This window comes from Komagataeibacter sucrofermentans DSM 15973 (genome assembly GCF_040581405.1).
GTDB classification, from domain to species: Bacteria; Pseudomonadota; Alphaproteobacteria; order Acetobacterales; family Acetobacteraceae; genus Komagataeibacter; species Komagataeibacter sucrofermentans.
The window spans coordinates 428,902-446,103 of record NZ_CP137157.1 but is presented as its reverse complement, the minus strand read 5'-3'; the positions used below and the strand labels follow the sequence as shown (position 1 = coordinate 446,103).

Below are 17,202 nucleotides of genomic sequence, written 5' to 3'. Positions count from 1 at the left end.
ACGCAGCCACGCAGCACGGCAAGGATTGCCCCGCCACCATGCCCGACGCCATAAGATGAAGATATGGCTTTCGACCCGACCTTGCAAAACCGGCTGCACGCCCTTGTGGCCCAGAACGCAGCCGCCCTGCCCGTGGCTCAGGCCCTGCCTGCCCTTCAGGCGGCGCTGGCGCGCACATCCAACGCCGTTCTGGTGGCCCCGCCGGGTGCGGGCAAGACCACGCTGGTACCGCTCGCCCTGCTACAGGCACCATGGCGGGGCGATGGGCGCATCCTCATGCTCGAGCCGCGCAGGCTGGCCACCCGCGCTGCCGCCACCCGCATGGCGGAACTGGTGAATGAGCCGGTTGGCGGGTTGGTGGGCTACCGCACCCGGCTCGATGGCGCGCGTTCGGAGCGCACGCGCATCGAGGTGATTACCGAGGGGCTGCTGGTGCGCCGCCTGCTGTCCGACCCCACGCTTGATGGCGTGGCCTGCGTGATCTTTGATGAAATCCATGAACGCTCGGTCGATGCCGATGCGGCGCTGGCCTTCTGCCTCGACCTGCAGCGCAGCCTGCGGCCGGAACTGAAGCTGGTGGCCATGTCCGCCACCATGGATGGCGCAGCACTCGCCACCCGTATGAATGCCGAGCGGGTGGAAAGCGAAGGCCGGATGTTCCCTGTGGAAATCCGCCACGCCACGCGCGACCTCGTGCACCGCCGCGACCTGCCCGATGCCATGGCCGCCACCATCCGCACCGCCATTGCGCACGATGAAGGCGACGTGCTGGCCTTCCTGCCCGGCGTGGCCGAGATCCACCGCGCCCGCGCAGCGCTTGCGGGCATCGATGCCGATGTGCTGCCGCTTTATGGCGAGCTCCCCCCCGCCGAGCAGGATCTGGCCCTCACCCCCCACCCCGCCGGGCGCAGGCGGGTGATCCTGTCCACCTCCATTGCCGAGACATCGCTCACCGTGCCGGGCGTGCGCATTGTGGTCGATGGCGGGTTCCGCCGCGTGCCCCGGCTGGATGTGGGCACCGGGCTGACCCGCCTCGATACGGTACGCATCTCGCGTGCGGCCGCGCAGCAACGCGCGGGCCGCGCAGGCCGCGTGGCGCCCGGCATCGCCATCCGGCTCTGGACCGAAATGACCACCCGCGCCATGCCGCCGCACGACCAGCCTGAAATGATGGAGGCCGAACTGACCGGCCTGCGGCTTGATGCCGCCGCGTGGCAGGAGGCGATGGGCACGGAGCCTGCCGACCTGCCCTTCCCCGACACGCCCCCCAATGGCGCGTTCGAGGCCGGGCGCAGCCTGCTTGAGGCCCTTGGCGCGCTTGATGAGGCAGGCCGCATTACCCATGAGGGCGCGCGCATGGCCGCTTTGGGCGCGCATCCCCGCCTTGCCGCCATGATGCTGGCCGCCCGCACGCCAGCCGAACGCGCCATGGCCGCCGATATCGCCGCCCTGCTGGAGGAACGCGACCCGCTGCGCCCCCGCCGCCCCGCAGGCGGCAGCCGTGGCGCGCCCCCCGCAGCGCCTGCCGATATCCGCCTGCGCCTGGAGCTGATCGCGGGCGGCGACCACCCCGATGCCGACCGGGCAGCACTCTCGCGCATCCGCCATGCCGCCCGGCAGTATCGCAGGCGGCTGGGGCTGGGCCGCGATATCGAGGCTACGGGCGATCCTGCCGCCCTGATTGCCGCCGCCTTCCCCGACCGGGTGGCGCAGGCGCGCGGCGATGTCGGCTCCTTCCGGCTGGCGGGAGGTGGCAGCGCCCGACTTTCCAAAACTGATGAACTGGCCCGCAGCACCCTGCTGGCGGTAGCGGGCATGCATGTGCGCAAGGCCGCCGAGATCTGCCTTGCCGCGCCACTGGAGCGCGACAACCTGCCGCAGACCCTGCTAGCGCGGGCGAAGGAACAGGTGGAAACCACGCTCGACACCACCACGGGCAGCGTGCTGGCGCGGCGCAGGCTGCGGCTGGGCAACCTCGTGCTGCGCGACCGCACGGTGACTGCCAGCCCCGATGAGGTCTGCGCCCTGCTCTGTGCGCAGGCGGCGCAGAACCTGGCTGCCACGCTGACGTGGCCCGATGCCTGCCGCCAGCTTCAGGCACGGGTGGAGATGGCCCGCACGCAGCTTGACCGCCCCGATCTGCCCGACCTGTCGGATGCAGCACTCGCCACCACCACCGAAACATGGCTCGCCCCGTGGCTGGCGGGGGTAAACCGCCTGTCCGCGCTGGCGGAGATGGACCTGCTGGCCATGCTGCGCGCCACCATGGACCATGCCAGCCTGAAATGGCTGGACCGCATGCTGCCCACCCATCTGGACCTGCCCGGTGGCCGCGCCGCGATCGATTACCTGCAGCCCGTGCCGGTTGCCGCCGCCCGCGCCCAGACCTTCTATGGCGTGACCCAGACCCCGCGCCTGGCCGATGGCAGGCTCGACCTGCGCATCGCCCTGCTCTCGCCCGCTGGCAGGCCACAGGCAATCACGGCGGACCTTGCCGGGTTCTGGGCGGGGTCATGGGCGGACATGCGGCGCGACATGCGCGGGCGCTACCCCCGCCACGACTGGCCCGAAAACCCGGCAACAGCCAGTCCGCCGCCACCACGCCCGCGCCGTCCGTCGTAGGAACCAGATTAAAATAATAAAAGATTCCGGGTACCGCTTTCCCCCGGGAAAGCAGTATTTTTTCGAAGCTTTTTGAAAAAAGCTTCACCAAAAACGTCTTGTGGTTTTCAGCCGCGGGGCGCGGGTTTGTCAGACAGCCCCGAAAAACGCATGCATCAGCCCCTACCGTGCCATGCAGACATGGCATTGCCGCTTTTTTCAGATAACATGCTTCATCATGAACGCATTCTTCCGTCCCCCGGCATGACATGGATCGCCACGGCCCGTCCGGCTGCACGCATGCTACCGATCCTGCTGCTGGGCATGACCGGCGCGGGAACGGAGGCGCTGGCGCAGGATGTGGCGGCGCCAGCGCCCACCGTGCCTGCCAGTGCCTCGCTGTTCGCGCCCCCCGTGCCGCCGGTGGTGCAGACCGGGCCGCTGACCTTCGCGCCACTGGTGCGCCAGGTTGGCCCCGCCGTGGTGAACATCGCCGTATCGCAGGCGCAGGACAGCCATCAGGCCGCCACCCGCCAGCCCCTGCCGCCAAGCGTGAAAGGCACGCCGTTCGAGCATAAATTCCGCGAGCGCATGCGCGCCCATGGCGAGGAAATGCTGGGCGCGGGCTCGGGCTTCCTGATCGACCCCGGCGGCGTGATCGTGACCAACGCGCATGTGGTGGGGGGGGCTGACCAGATTACCGTCTCGCTCTCCGATGGCACGGAGTTCCCCGCCCGGCTTGTGGGCAGCGACGACCTGACCGATATCGCGGTCATCCAGATCCATGCGCCCCACCCCATGCCCTTCGTGCCGTGGGGCGACAGCAGGCTGGTCAATATCGGTGACTGGATCATGGCGGCAGGCAACCCGTTCGGGCTGGGCTCGAGCGTGACCGCAGGCATCGTATCGGCGCGCGGGCGCGACATTGGCACCAGCCCGTTCGATGACTTTTTCCAGATCGATGCGCCCATCAACCCCGGCAATTCCGGCGGCCCGTCCTTCAATCTGGGCGGGCAGGTGGTGGCGGTGAACACGGCCATCGTCTCGCCCACGGGTGGTTCGGTGGGCATAGGCTTTGGCCTGCCATCGGAGATCGTGGCCCCCATCGTGGAGGAACTGCGCCATAACGGGCATATAGACCGCGGCTGGCTTGGTGTTACACTGGCTGACGGCGCGGGGCATGGCGGCGTGCAGATCGTGGGAATCGACCGCGACGGCCCGGCCATGAAGGCGCATCTGCGCATTGGCGATGTCATTACGGCGGTAAATGACGAGCCGATCGACACCGCGCGCATGCTGATCCGCTCGATCGCGGCGAAGCGGCCCGCTTCCACCGTAACGCTGCATATCCGCCGCCGCCACGATACCATGAGCCTGGAGGCCTGCGTAGGCCACCGCCCCGATGAAGACATGGACGACTGACCAAGACCCCGCCCCAACCGACACGAGGCCGTTTTGCATATTCTTGTTGTTGAAGATGACCCCACCGTCCGCTCTTTCGTGGCCAAGGGCCTGAAGGAAGCAGGCCACCTGGTCGAGATGACCGATAACGGCAAGGACGGCCTGTTCATGGCCGTGAGCGAAAAGTTCGACCTGATCATACTCGATCGCATGCTGCCCGGCGGCATTGATGGCGTGCGCCTGCTCGAGACCATCCGCGCACAGAACAACACCACCCCCGTGCTGCTGCTCTCGGCGCTGGCGGATGTGGATGACCGCGTGCAGGGCCTCAAGGCGGGCGGCGATGACTACGTGACCAAGCCGTTCGCCTTCAGCGAACTGCTGGCCCGCGTCGAGGCGCTGGGCCGCCGGGGCCGCACCGAAAGCGCGCCCCAGACCAAGCTGGAAGTGGCCGATCTCGAGATCGACCTGCTCTCGCGCACGGTGCGCCGGGCGGGGCAGAAGATCGACCTTCAGCCGCGTGAATTCCGCCTTTTGGAATATCTTGCCCGCCACGCAGGCCAGGTCGTGACCCGCACCATGCTGCTCGAGGGCGTGTGGGACTACCATTTCGACCCGCAGACCAACGTGATCGACGTGCATGTTTCGCGCCTGCGCCAGAAGGTGGACAAGCCCTTCGGCGCGCCGCTCATCCATACCATCCGCAATGCGGGGTACATGCTGCGTGCCGAGTAACAGGCGGCTCCCTCCGCCCTGCGGGGGCAGGCGCGCGCCCTGTCTGGCGCAGGGAGCCGTCGCTTACGGCACATGCCAGCCCCCGGCGGCACGACTGCACCGGCACGGCACGGCCCATGCCGGGCAGCGCGGGCGTGGATGGCCACGGCGCGGGCAGCCATGACAGTACCCCCCGTATTCTGCACCGCCGCGCCGCCGCGCCGCTCGCGCTGGCGGGCATGGCGGTCGGCCAGCCTGCGCTTTTCGCTGGCCTATGGCACGATGTTCGCGCTGTCTTCCATCCTGTTCATGTCGTTCATGTGGTGGGGCACGATCGGGTTCCTTGAACGCCAGGTGGAAACCGCCATCAACGCCGATGCCCGCGGCCTGGCCGAGCGCTGGGTGATGGGCGGCCTGCCCACGCTGGCCCTGACCATCGAGGACCGGCTTGAACAGAACCTTGATGATGATGCGATCTATCTGGTCATCGACCCGCAGGGCAATTACCTGACCGGCAACGTCTCCGCCTGGCCCGGCAGGGTGGAGCACACCGACCGGTGGTACAACCTGCCCGATACCCGCGCGGGGCTGCGCGGCATGGCCCAGCTCCATGCCTACAACCTGCCCGGCACGGCCCAGACCCATACGGAAGGCCAGCTTGATAGCGGCTACCGCCTGCTGGTGGGGCGCGATGTGCGCGCGCGCGGCATCCTGCGCCATCTGCTGACCGATTCGCTGCTTTGGGCGTGGGTCATGGTCACGTTGCTGGCCATCAGCGGGGCGGTGCTGGTGCACCGCATTTTCCGCCGCATGGTCAAGACCGTGGCGCGCACCACATCCGCCATCGCGCATGGCGATCTGAGCCGCCGCATGCCGCTTGTGGGCAATGGCGACGAGATGGATCAGGTGGCCGAGGCCATCAATGAAATGCTCGACCGGATCGTGCGCCTGATGGATGGCGTGCGGCAGGTGTCCAACGCCATTGCCCATGACCTGCGCACCCCCATCGCCCGCGCCCGCACCCAGCTTGAAGATGCCGCACTCCACGCCAGCACGCCCGATGAGCTGCGCGGCGCGATCGAGCGTGCGGTGGGCGACCTTGATAACGTGACCGCCGTATTCGAGGCCCTGCTGCGCATTGCCCAGATCGAGGCGGGGGCACGCCGCTCCGCGTTCATGACCTTCGACCTCGTGCCCGTGCTGCGCGACGTGGCCGACCTGTACGAAGCCGTGGCGGAAGAGCGTGGCATTGCGCTGGCACTCGACCTGCCCGCGCGCCTGTTCTTTTATGGCGACCGCTCGCTGGTGCAGCAGGCGGTGGCCAACATGCTTGATAACGCCATCAAGTTCTCGCCCCCCGGCGGTAAGGTTTACCTGCGCGCGCACCTGCGCGAGAGCGCGCCGGGGCGCCTTGCCGGCCCCACGGGCGAGGGCATGCTCGACCTTTCGGTCAGTGACGAGGGCATTGGCATGAGCGAGGCGGACATGGCGCGCGCGACCGAACGCTTCTTCCGCGCGGAGAAGGCCCGTAATACCCCCGGCTCGGGGCTGGGCCTGTCGATGGTGCGGGCCATCGTGCAACTGCATGGGGGGCAGATGCATCTCTCATCGCATGCGCCGGGGCTTACGGTTTCGCTCGCGCTGCCCGTGGCGGCCAGCGCCCTGGCGGAGGCAGAGGCGGAGATGTCCTCATCGGCGCACATATCAGGCATGACTCAAACGTCACCTTTACCCCATCAGCACGACACGAACAGTAGCGTAGAGTAGCATCATGACCATGCAATCCTCCGTGACGCCCGCCATCGTCGTGATGAGTTTCTGCCTGTGCGGCGCAGCACCCGCGCCGATAGCGCCGGAGGGCACGCCCCAGATCATGGCCACGCGTGATGGCGGAGGCGACAAGCCGGTCATCATTACCAGTGACACCAAGGCCTACTGCAACCGGCTGCTCAACATCATCGACGCCTACGGCCCCGCCCTGCCGCAGGATGTGGACAGCCTGCGCATGCAGGGTGCGGACATGTGCCGCGAGGGGCGTGTCCGCTCAGGCATCGTTCGGCTGCGTCGCGCGTTGGTCGAACTCAAGGAGACCACGCATTCATGACCCGACTTCATTTTTTGTTTCCCGCCCGCACCAGCCAGAGGGTGGCGCTGTGCGGCCTGCTGGCCGTAGCAGGGCTGCATCCGGCAACAGGCATGGCCCAGACCCAATCCCCCGACTCCACACGCCCCGATGGCACCGAACTCGAACTGAGCGCGACCGGCACCGTGCAGGCCCCGCCCGATGAACTGACCGCCACCTTCGTGGCCGAGGCGCAGGCCGATACCGCCGCTGCCGCGCAGGCGCAGCTCAATGCGCTCATCAGCAAGGCCATGGCCGCCACCGCCCATACCGACGGGCTGGTCATCAATGCCGAATCCTATTTCGTGCATCATGATGAAGGCGATGTGCACCAGAACCGCAAGCCGCACTGGGTGGCGCGGCAGGGCCTGCGCCTGACGGCAGCCGACGGCAAGGTGCTGCTGCCGCTCGTAGGCCGCATACAGGCTGAAAACCTGGCGCTGACCCGGCTGGACTGGTCCCTTTCGCGCAACAGGCGCGCGGAACTGACCCGCAAGGCCGAAACCCTGGCGCTGGAAGACATGCAGGCCCGCGCTCAGGCGGCGGCCGCGACGCTCAAGCTCAAGGTGGCCTCGATCCGCTCGGTCGCCCTTGAGGAGCAGAACTTCCCCCGCCCCATGCCCATGATGATGATGGCCCGCATGGCCTCCGCCGACGTGGCCGCCCCCGAAGCCCCCACCGGGCAGCAGGATGTAACCGCGACGGCGCGGGCAACGGTGATCCTCAAACCCTAAAGCATTGATAAAAATAGAAGTTTTTGGATGCCGCTTTTTTTTCAAAAAGGCGGCGTTCTTCTAAAGCTTTTAGCCATAAAAAAAGCCCGGAGGGTAATCCCTCCGGGCTTTTGCATTCTACACCCGCAAGGGTGTCAACGCGGTGCCAGCACCATGATCATCTGGCGGTTTTCAAGCTTGGGCATATGCTCAACCTTGGCCAGTTCATCCATCTCGGCGCGGATACGTTCGAGAACCTTCACACCCAGATCCTGATGCGCCATTTCGCGGCCACGGAAGCGAAGGGTCACCTTCACCTTGTCACCCTCGCCGATGAAGGTCTTCATCGCGCGCATTTTCACCTGATAGTCATTTTCATCAATGTTCGGGCGAACCTTGACTTCCTTGATTTCAATGACTTTCTGCTTCTTGCGCGCTTCGTTGCGCTTCTTCTGCTGCTCGTATTTGAACTTGCCGTAATCGAGCACCTTGGCCACCGGCGGCTCGGCGTTCGGGCTGATTTCAAGCAGGTCAAGACCAGCGGCATAAGCGCGTGCCAGCGCATCACGCGTGGACATGATGCCGAGCATCTCGCCCTCTTCATCGATCAGACGCACCTGCGGCACGCGGATCTCTTCATTGACGCGGGGGCCCTCTCGATTTGGCGGAGTGGGCATCGGGGGTCTGGCTATGGTCAGCTCCTGTAACTGTTGCATTCAAACGGCAGGCAAGGCCATTCCCGCTGCCCACGCGCCGTGGGCAAAGCCACGAAAAAACACGCGGGCAAGGAATGACCTTACATTATGGAAAGATATGTGACGCAAAGACGCGCCCCAGATCAAGTACTGTCTTGCCCCGCACCTGCGAAAACAGCCATGCAGTTCCGGCACGGGACAGGGCTAATCAGCCGCGCTTGCGACGGATATCGGGTGGCAGGGCCTCATATGCAAGGGCAGAGACCGCTTCTTCAAGCGGCAGCACTTCCTGCGTCTTGCCGCCCAGGCGGCGCATGGCCACGGTGTTTTCCTCCGCTTCCTTGCGGCCCACCACCAGAATGACCGGCACGCGGGCTAGGCTGTGCTCGCGAATCTTGGCGTTGATCTTCTCGTTGCGCAGGTCTGCTTCCACCACCAGCCCGGCCGCCCGCAGGCTGTCGGTCACATGCTGGGCATAATCGGCCGCATCGGTCACGATCGAGGCCACGACCACCTGGGTGGGTGCGAGCCACAGCGGGAAGCGCCCGGCATGCTGCTCGATCAGGATGCCAAGGAATCGCTCGAACGAGCCGAGAATGGCCCGGTGCAGCATGACGGGGCGATGGCGCGCGCTGTCCTCGCCCACATAGGAGGCATCAAGCCGCTCGGGCAGCACGTAATCGACCTGCAGCGTGCCGCACTGCCAGTCACGGCCAATGGCGTCACGCAGCACGAATTCCAGCTTGGGGCCATAGAACGCGCCCTCGCCCGGATTGTGCTCGTAGGTCACGCCCGCCATGTCGCAGGCCACTTTCAGCGCGTTTTCCGCCCGGTCCCATGTCGCATCATCGCCCGCGCGCTGTTCGGGGCGATCCGCAAACTTTACGCGGAAGTGCTCGAAGCCGAGATCCTGATACACATCGGCCAGCATGCGGACGAAACGCGCGGTTTCATCGGCAATCTGGTCCTCGGTGCAGAAGATATGCGCATCATCCTGCGTAAAGCCGCGCACGCGCATGATGCCGTGCAGCGCGCCCGAGGGCTCGTAGCGGTGGCACGCGCCGAATTCCGCCATGCGCAGCGGCAGTTCGCGATATGAGCGCAGCCCGTGGCGGAAGATCTGCACATGGCACGGGCAGTTCATCGGCTTGAGCGCCAAGGTCTTGTCCTCGTCCTCCACGGTGGCGATGAACATGTGCTCGCGGTATTTGTCCCAGTGGCCCGAGGCCTCCCACAGGGCGCGGTCAACGAGCTGGGGGGTGCGGACTTCCTGGTAGCCGTTGCCATCCTGGGCGCGGCGCATGTAGTCCTGCAGCACGGTGTACAGCCGCCAGCCCTTGGGGTGCCAGAAGATCTGGCCCACGGCTTCTTCCTGAATGTGAAACAGGTCCATCTCGCGGCCAATGCGGCGGTGGTCGCGACGCTCGGCTTCCTCAAGCTGGTGCAGGTGGGCCTCAAGCTCCTTGCGGTCGCGCCAGACCGTGCCGTAGATGCGCGTGAGCATGGGGTTGCGGTGGTCGCCGCGCCAGTAGGCGCCCGCCACCTTCATCAGCTTGAAGGCATGGCCCACATCAGCCGTGCCGCGCAGGTGCGGGCCACGGCATAGGTCCAGCCATTCGCCCTGGCGGTAGATCGAGATTTCCTCATCCGCCGGCAGGTCGCGGATCAGTTCGGCCTTGAAGCGCTCGCCCTTGTTCTCGAAGAATTCGATGGCCTTGTCCCGCGGCCACGCCTCGCGCACGAAGGGTTCGTTGGCGGCCACGATCTCGCCCATGCGCTTTTCGATGGCGGCGAAATCCTCCGGGCTGAACGGCTCGTTACGGTAGAAATCGTAATAGAAGCCATTCTCGATCGACGGGCCAATCGTGACCTGTGTGCCGGGAAAGAGCGACTGCACGGCCTCGGCCAGCACGTGGGCGGCGTCGTGGCGGATCATTTCCAGCGCCTCGGGGTCCTTGCGCGTGATGAAGCGCAGGCTGGCGTCGTGGTCGATCTCGCGGCCGATATCCATGAGCTTGCCATCCACTTCCATGGCAAGAGCGGCGCGGGCGAGACCGGCGCCGATGGACTGCGCCACGGTAGTGCCCGTCACTGCCCCGTCAAAGCGGCGAACGGATCCGTCAGGCAGGGTGATGGCAGGCATGGTTCATTGCTCCGGTAAGAATATACTGCGCTGTAATGGCGTCAGGCGCGCGTTGCCGCAACCCTGTCAACGCGCACGGTGGCCAGATCATGTACATAAATCACCTGTACCTGCCCTGCCCGCACCCCTACCGGGGCGGTCAGGGCAGGGTTGCTGTCAGCGGAAAACAGCACGGTGCACGCGACCCCGAGGGCGGCTGCCATGTGCATGGGCCCGGTATCATTGCCCACGGCCCACGCCGCGCGCGCCAGCACGCCGCCGAGTTCGGGCAGCGTGGTCCGGCCGGTCAGGTCCAGCGCCTCGGGGCAGGCCTGGCGGATGATGCGGGCCAGCCCGGCCTCGCCTTTCCCCCCCACCACAACCGGCAGCAGGCCCTGCGTGTGCAGGCGCGTGGCAAGGGCTGCGTAGCGTTCCACCGGCCAGCGCTTGGCCGGGCGGTGGGCGGCGGCACCGGGCACGAGCACAGCGTAGGGCGCAGGCAGCACGGGGCCGCCCCGGGCCAGCCATGACAGGTCGGGCGCGGGCAGGTGCTCGAGTCCCGCCCGCCTGAGCTGGTCGCGCTGGCGGGCCCGGGTGTGCATGAAGCGCCGCTGGGGGTTGTCATGCTCCGCCTGCGCGCCCCGGCCGATTCCCGACCACGCCCTGTGCCCCGAAAGATGAAAATAGCGCGTGCTGCGCCCCGAGGTCTGCAGGTCGTAAATGAAGTCATAACCACGCAGCACGCGCCGCAGCGCCATGATGCCCGCAATGTCGCGCCACGGGGGCCTGCGGTCGAGCCGCACATGGTCAAACCACGGGCAGGCCCGCCCGAGTTCGGCAAGGGCAGGCTGGGTCATCAGGTCCACCTCATCATGGGGATGATGGGCGCGGATGGCGGCAAACGGCGCGAATGACTGCACGAAATCGCCCAGCGCGCCCAGGCGGATGACAAGAATGCGGGCCATGGGTCAGGGTGCCTCGGGGTCGGTTTCCAGCAGGGCGAGATCCTGACGCGCGAGATCGGCCTCATCCGAATCCGGGGCCTGCTTCACCACGTCGAGCCAGTCGGCGCGGGCCTGTTCCATCTGCCCCTGACGCTGGTACAGGATGCCACGCTCAAGCAGGGCCGCGCCATTATGGGGCATGTCATGCAGGGCGGCGTTGATATCGGCCATGCCCTGATCGATGCGCCCGAGCTGGCGCCACGCGCCCGCCCGCGCCACCAGCGCCTCATCACGCGCGGCGGGGGCGGATGGCAGCGGCGTGAGCATGTCGATGGCGCGCTGGGGCTGGCCAAGCTCCACCGCCACCCGCGCATAGACCAGCTTCAGCGCCGGATCATCCGGGGCCAGCGTCAGGCCATAGGTGGCGCTGTCAAAGGCCTGCTTCGGGCTGTCATCGGCCTGCCAGGCGCGGGCCGCCGCCTCCGCCACGCTGGCACGGCGCAGGCGGGAAGCGGGTGTTTCCACAACGGCATGCCTGTTGCCCCGCCTGCCCTCGGGCGGGCCTGCGGGCCAGTCTGGCACATGCGCCAGGCGGTCGAGGGTAGTGGCGGCGGTGGCGACATCGCCAAGTTCCATCTCGGCCAGGGCCGCGCACTGCTCGGCCTCAAGCCCGCCGCCATGGCTGCGCCAGTCCTCGGCATAATCACGGACGCCATCGGGGTCATCGGCAAGGGTGGCGGTGCAGTGGCTGAAATCCCAGCTCTCTGGCGCTGCGGGCACGGACGGGGCGGATGCAGGCGTGGCGATGGGCGGCTGCACGTCTTTCACGGGGCCGGTTTCATCGGCCCGGGCGCGCCCGCACGCAAGGCCCGCGGCCAGCACGAGGCCAAAGGCCATGAAACCCGCGCGCCGGGGGCACGACAACACCGGCACCGGCCCTGCGGCAGGGCTGCGCCATGAGGCGGGCGCACAGAAGGATGGCTGGGCAAAAGGTCTCATTAGCGCATTCGTCGGCCTGCCTGCGGCCAAGGTCAAGGCCAAAGCCCCATTGACCCGCAGACCGTGCAGTTCCATTGCGTTCGTGGTATGGTGAAATGTGATGCAAACCGTTACTGACCGACCCGTCATCCTGCAGGTGCTGCCAGCACTCGAATCCGGCGGCATAGAACATGGCACGCTGGAAATGGCGCAGGCCATCGTACAGGCTGGCGGCACGGCGCTGGTGGCCAGTGCGGGCGGGCGCCTTGTGCCACGCCTGAAATATATCGGCGCAACCCCCATCGCGCTCGAACTCGGGGCCAAGAACCCCTTCTCCATCATGCGCAACGCCAGCCGGCTGTGTCATGTCATGGCCGAACATGGCGTCAGCCTGGTGCACGCCCGCTCGCGCGCGCCCGCCTGGGCGGCATCGCTTGCCTGCCGCAGGGCGGGCGTGCCGCTGGTCACCACGTGGCATGGCGTGCACGCGGCCAACCTGCCGGGCAAGAAGCGCTATAACAGCGTGCTGGCCTCGGGCGCGCGGGTCATTGCCATCAGCCAGTACATTGCCACCCGCCTGCGTGATGAATACAAGGTGGGCGACGACCGCCTGCGCCTGATCCCGCGCGGGGCGGACATGCTGCGCTTTGACCCGCATAACGTGCGCGGCAACCGGGTGCAGAAGCTGCTGGGGCTATGGCACATCCCCGATGGGGCCACGGTCATCATGCTACCCGCGCGCGTAACGGCGTGGAAAGGCCATGCCGTGCTGATCGAGGCGCTGGCCCATCTCACCCGCACGGAAGGCTTCAGCCGGGACTGGGTGTGCATTTTCGTGGGCGAGGCCAACGCGAAGGAAGGCCGCGCGCTCGTGGCCCAGGCCGAACGCAGCGGCATTGCCGAACATTTGCGCTTTGCCGGGCACTGCGCGGACATGCCCGCGGCCATGATGCTGGCTGACATGATCGTGGTGCCCTCGCGCCGGCCCGAACCGTTTGGCCGCGTGGTGGTGGAGGCGCAGGCCATGGGCCGCCCCGTGATCGTGGCCGCCCATGGCGCGGCGCTCGAAACAGTAGACAACGGCGTGACCGGCTTTGCCTTCCCCCCCGATGACACGCAGGCGCTGGCAGCGTGCATCCGCCACGTGGCCGCGTTGTCAGTGGAAGAACGCGCGGATCTTGCCGTGCGTGCGCGCGAAAACGTGCTGCTGCATTATTCCACCCAGGCCATGCAGTACGCGACGCTATGCGTTTATGATGAACTCCTGCACACCCGGCTGGCGGATACGTTTTATCACACCGCCATGGGCAGCCCGGAGTGGGATGAGGAAGCCCTGCCCCAGGCTGGCTGAAAGGGTTGCACCGTAATTATGTCATATACGGTGCAACAATGCCTTGATCTGCCTCATGCCCGCCCCAAAACCCTGGCGGAGCATCCAGCCCCGAGCATGGGCCATATGCAAGGGACTGTTTTACAGTCGACAACCCGGCTGAAATTCTTCACCCATGGCACATTCTGATTCCTGGCGGACGGGGATGCCCGCTGACCGCCGTTTAACGTGAACACTTCGGGACTGCACCACATGAACCAGATTTCCCCCGTCCAGACAGACACCGCCGCCACGGCAGCCACGCCCGACCTGCGGCGGGTCAATTCCAACCCGGATTTCTGGTATCCGGTGGCGTGGTCTTCCGCCCTGCGCCGGAACAAGACGCTGGCCGTCAGCTTTGCGGGCATTCCCATGGTGCTCGTCCGCCCGGAGGAAGGCACCGTCTTTGCCCTGTTCGACCGATGCCCCCACCGCCAGGTGCCGCTGAGCAAGGGCACCGTGAATGGCCAGACCGTGCGCTGCTGCTATCATGGCTGGGCGTTTGGCCGCTCGGGGCGCTGCATCGACGTGCCCTATCTGGGCAAGGGCAAGATGCCCAACGGCGTGCGCACCTTCCCCGTGCGTGAGGAAGGCGGGCTGATCTTCGTCTTCCCCGGCGATCCGGCCAAGGCGGATACCGTCCCCTTCCCCAAACTGGCCCAGACCGCCAATCCCGCCTACAAGACCAAGCAGTTCGGCCCGCGCGTGAACTGCCACTACACCTTCATGCACGAGAACCTGATGGACATGAACCATCAGTTCCTGCACCGCCGCCAGATGGGCCAGATCAAGGCGCGTTTCCTTGGTCAGGACAAGGGCGAGGACTTCATCGAGGCACGCTACAGCTTCATGCGCTGCGCGGGCCAGCAGCCGCTGGCCGAGCGCCTGATCTTTGGCAAGCACAAGGACCTCAACGGCCGCGAACAGCCCATTGAGGAAGTGGTGACCATCCGCACCGAATACCCGTACCAGACCCTGCGCATCACCGATAAGGACGGTGACCTGATCATGGATCTGTGGACGGCCTACGTGCCGGTGGACAAGGACGAGCGCGTGACCCAGGCCTTTGGCCTGCTGTCCATCCTGCGCCCGCAGACCCCGCTGCTGATCGACCTGATCTGGCCTGCGCTGGGCTGGTTCACCAACCGCATCTTCCTTGAAGACAAGGAAATCGTGGAACTGGAGCAGGCGGCGTGGAACGAGGTGGGCCACGACCGCAATGTCGAGATCTTCCCCGTGGTCAAGGCGCTGCGCGAACTGCTCACGCGCTGCGGCATTGCGCAGGATGCAGCACCGCAGGCTGACGCGGCACCCGTAGCGCTCGCCGCACCCGCTGCCTGCGCCGCCACACCCGAAACCACGGCCTGAGCGCCCCGCCATCCGCCCCGGCATGGGGCGGATGGCCCTGCCTTTGAACGAAACACCGCCATGACCGACCGGCCTGACACCCCCCGCCTGACCGACAGGGCCGAAGCCGCGCGCCTTGCCCGCCTCGAGCGCGAGGCCGAAGCCCTGCGCGCGAACCTGCGCAGGCGCAAGCAGCAGAGCCGCGCGCGCATTACGCCGCCCGAGGCCCCGCCGCAGGACACATCCGGCAACGAAGCGTGATTTTGCCGGTTGCGGTTGGCCGATCACTTCGTTAGTGGTCGCGCAAGCCGCAGGGCACGCCCTGCGCGCAATCCATGCCGGAGGAACGGACACCATGCCCATAATGCCTGATACGTGGATTCGTCGCATGGCCACGGAACACGGCATGATCGAGCCTTTCGTGGAAAAACAGAGCCGTGAGGGCGTCATTTCCTTCGGCCTGTCCTCCTATGGCTACGATGCGCGCATCGCCAACGAATTCAAGATTTTCACCGACGTGGACAACGCGGTGGTCGACCCCAAGAACTTTGCCGAGAACAGCTTCGTCACCCGCCATGGCGACTGCTGCACCATCCCGCCCCACAGCTTCGTGCTGGCGCATACGGTCGAGTATTTCCGCATACCGCGTGACACGCTGGTGGTGTGCCTGGGCAAATCCACCTATGCGCGCTGCGGCATTATCGTCAACGTGACCCCGCTGGAGCCGGAATGGGAGGGGCAGGTCACGATCGAGATCAGCAACACCACGCCGCTGCCCGCGCGCATCTATGCCAATGAGGGCATCTGCCAGTTCCTGTTCTTTCAGGGGGCCTCACCGTGCGAGGTCAGCTACGCCGACCGCAAGGGCAAATACATGGGGCAGATCGGCGTCGCCCCACCGCGCATGTAAGCAGGAACCGCAAGCCTATGGACCGTTTCATCATCCACGGCGGCCACCCGCTGCGTGGCGACATCGTTATTGGCGGGGCCAAGAACTCCGCCCTCAAGCTGCTGGTGGCGGGGCTGCTCACGCCCGAGCCGCTGGTGCTCGAAAACGTGCCCCGCATTGCCGACATCCGCACCATGCGCCGCCTGCTCGAACAGCATGGCCTGAGCGTGGAAGACGTGAGCGGCGATGGCGGCACGCTCTCCGTCGGTGGCGAGATTACCAATACGGAAGCGCCATACGACATCGTCTCCATGATGCGGGCCTCGATCCTGGTGCTTGGCCCGCTGCTCGCACGCTGCGGCGAGGCCCGCGTGTCGCTGCCCGGCGGCTGCGCCATCGGCACCCGCCCCGTTGACCTGCACCTCAAGGCGCTGGAAACGCTGGGGGCGAAGATCACGCTCGAGAACGGTTACATCCACGCCGAGGCCCCGAACGGGCTGAAGGGCGAGCGGGTCATCCTGCCGTTTGCCTCGGTGGGGGCGACCGAGAACCTGCTCATGGCCGCCTCTCTCGCCACGGGCCGCACCGAGATCATCAACGCCGCGCGCGAGCCCGAGATTGGCGATCTGGTCGGCTGCCTCAACGCCATGGGCGCACGCATTAGCGGCGTCGGCACCGGCAAGCTGGTGATTGATGGGGTCGAGGGCCTGCATGGCGCGCGCTACCGCGTCATGCCCGACCGCATCGAATGCGGCACCTATGCCTGTGCCGCCGCCATTACCGGGGGCGAGCTGCGCCTGGTGGGCGGTCAGGTCGAGCATCTCGGCGCCGTGGTGCGCGCGCTGGAGGAAGCCGGCGTGGAAATGGTGCAGGAAGAAGGCGCTGTGCGCGTGCAGCGCACCGGTGCGCTGCGCGGGGTCGATATCATGACCGAGCCCTATCCCGGCTTTCCCACCGACATGCAGGCGCAGTTCATGGCGCTGCTCTCGGTGGCGGAAGGGGCGTCGATGGTGACCGAGACCATTTTCGAGAACCGCTTCATGCATGTGCCCGAACTCAACCGCATGGGCGCGCGCATTAACGTGCATGGCTCGTCGGCCATCATCCGTGGCGTGCATTCGCTTTCAGGCGCGCCGGTCATGGCGACCGACCTGCGGGCCTCGTTCTCGCTCATACTGGCGGGGCTTGCAGCCCATGGCGAGACGATCCTGAGCCGGGTCTATCACCTTGACCGTGGCTATGAGGCGGTCGAGCGCAAGCTGGCACAGGTGGGTGCCCATATCGAGCGTGTTTCAGGCTGAGGCATC

15 protein-coding genes are annotated in these 17,202 nt (G+C 66.5%); 11 read left to right on the top strand and 4 right to left on the bottom strand.

Going from position 1 to position 17,202, the window contains the following annotated elements; translation table 11 throughout:
- Positions 1 to 63 precede the first annotated feature (63 nt).
- The 6 genes from hrpB to R5N89_RS02115 all read left to right on the top strand — a co-directional run bounded on the left by hrpB (position 64) and on the right by R5N89_RS02115 (position 7,572).
- Complete coding sequence (gene hrpB / locus R5N89_RS02140) at positions 64 to 2,622, top strand: ATP-dependent helicase HrpB (protein WP_244192155.1); 2,559 nt, start codon at positions 64 to 66, stop codon at positions 2,620 to 2,622.
- Between the two features lie 180 nt (positions 2,623 to 2,802).
- A complete protein-coding gene (locus R5N89_RS02135; RefSeq protein ID WP_110568968.1) occupies positions 2,803 to 4,023 on the top strand; it encodes a S1C family serine protease in 1,221 nt (406 codons plus the stop codon).
- A 33-nt stretch (positions 4,024 to 4,056) separates the two neighbouring features.
- Positions 4,057 to 4,737, top strand: coding sequence for a response regulator transcription factor (locus tag R5N89_RS02130; protein ID WP_110568969.1), 681 nt, complete (start codon positions 4,057 to 4,059; stop codon positions 4,735 to 4,737).
- A gap of 159 nt (positions 4,738 to 4,896) precedes the next feature.
- Positions 4,897 to 6,483 (top strand): HAMP domain-containing sensor histidine kinase, encoded by a 1,587-nt coding sequence (locus R5N89_RS02125; protein WP_110569046.1) that lies wholly within the window; start codon positions 4,897 to 4,899, stop codon positions 6,481 to 6,483.
- Positions 6,484 to 6,487: 4 nt separating this feature from the next.
- The gene (locus tag R5N89_RS02120; RefSeq protein WP_110568970.1) at positions 6,488 to 6,820 is read left to right on the top strand and encodes a hypothetical protein; all 333 of its coding nucleotides are present in this window, start codon (positions 6,488 to 6,490) and stop codon (positions 6,818 to 6,820) included.
- A complete protein-coding gene (locus R5N89_RS02115) occupies positions 6,817 to 7,572 on the top strand; it encodes an SIMPL domain-containing protein (protein ID WP_110568971.1) in 756 nt (251 codons plus the stop codon). Before R5N89_RS02120 ends, R5N89_RS02115 begins: the two co-directional genes overlap by 4 nt.
- Positions 7,573 to 7,706: 134 nt before the next feature.
- On the opposite strand, the gene infC is transcribed toward R5N89_RS02115, so the two are convergent.
- The 4 genes from infC to R5N89_RS02095 form a co-directional block, all read right to left on the bottom strand.
- Positions 7,707 to 8,228: a translation initiation factor IF-3 gene (gene infC / locus R5N89_RS02110; RefSeq protein ID WP_061273391.1), complete on the bottom strand. Its 522-nt coding sequence runs from the start codon at positions 8,226 to 8,228 to the stop codon at positions 7,707 to 7,709.
- Positions 8,229 to 8,454: 226 nt separating this feature from the next.
- Complete coding sequence (gene thrS / locus R5N89_RS02105) at positions 8,455 to 10,389, bottom strand: threonine--tRNA ligase (protein ID WP_110568972.1); 1,935 nt, start codon at positions 10,387 to 10,389, stop codon at positions 8,455 to 8,457.
- A gap of 41 nt (positions 10,390 to 10,430) precedes the next feature.
- Positions 10,431 to 11,333 (bottom strand): glycosyltransferase family 9 protein, encoded by a 903-nt coding sequence (locus tag R5N89_RS02100; protein WP_110568973.1) that lies wholly within the window; start codon positions 11,331 to 11,333, stop codon positions 10,431 to 10,433.
- 3 nt (positions 11,334 to 11,336) lie between these two features.
- Positions 11,337 to 12,311 carry a lipopolysaccharide assembly protein LapB gene (locus R5N89_RS02095; RefSeq protein WP_244192156.1) on the bottom strand — a complete coding sequence of 325 codons (975 nt, stop codon included), beginning with the start codon at positions 12,309 to 12,311 and terminating at the stop codon, positions 11,337 to 11,339.
- 100 nt (positions 12,312 to 12,411) lie between these two features.
- Here R5N89_RS02095 and R5N89_RS02090 point away from each other — a divergent pair, with 100 nt between their 5' ends.
- From R5N89_RS02090 to murA, 5 genes are all read left to right on the top strand, one after another.
- Positions 12,412 to 13,641, top strand: coding sequence for a glycosyltransferase family 4 protein (locus tag R5N89_RS02090; protein WP_110568976.1), 1,230 nt, complete (start codon positions 12,412 to 12,414; stop codon positions 13,639 to 13,641).
- Positions 13,642 to 13,872: 231 nt separating this feature from the next.
- Positions 13,873 to 15,027 (top strand): aromatic ring-hydroxylating dioxygenase subunit alpha, encoded by a 1,155-nt coding sequence (locus tag R5N89_RS02085; protein ID WP_110568977.1) that lies wholly within the window; start codon positions 13,873 to 13,875, stop codon positions 15,025 to 15,027.
- 60 nt (positions 15,028 to 15,087) lie between these two features.
- Positions 15,088 to 15,267: a hypothetical protein gene (locus R5N89_RS02080; protein ID WP_110568978.1), complete on the top strand. Its 180-nt coding sequence runs from the start codon at positions 15,088 to 15,090 to the stop codon at positions 15,265 to 15,267.
- Between the two features lie 94 nt (positions 15,268 to 15,361).
- Positions 15,362 to 15,916, top strand: a complete 555-nt coding sequence (gene dcd / locus R5N89_RS02075; RefSeq protein ID WP_078524902.1) for a dCTP deaminase — start codon at positions 15,362 to 15,364, stop codon at positions 15,914 to 15,916.
- Between the two features lie 17 nt (positions 15,917 to 15,933).
- Complete coding sequence (gene murA / locus R5N89_RS02070) at positions 15,934 to 17,196, top strand: UDP-N-acetylglucosamine 1-carboxyvinyltransferase (protein ID WP_110568979.1); 1,263 nt, start codon at positions 15,934 to 15,936, stop codon at positions 17,194 to 17,196.
- The last annotated feature ends 6 nt before the right edge of the window (positions 17,197 to 17,202 follow it).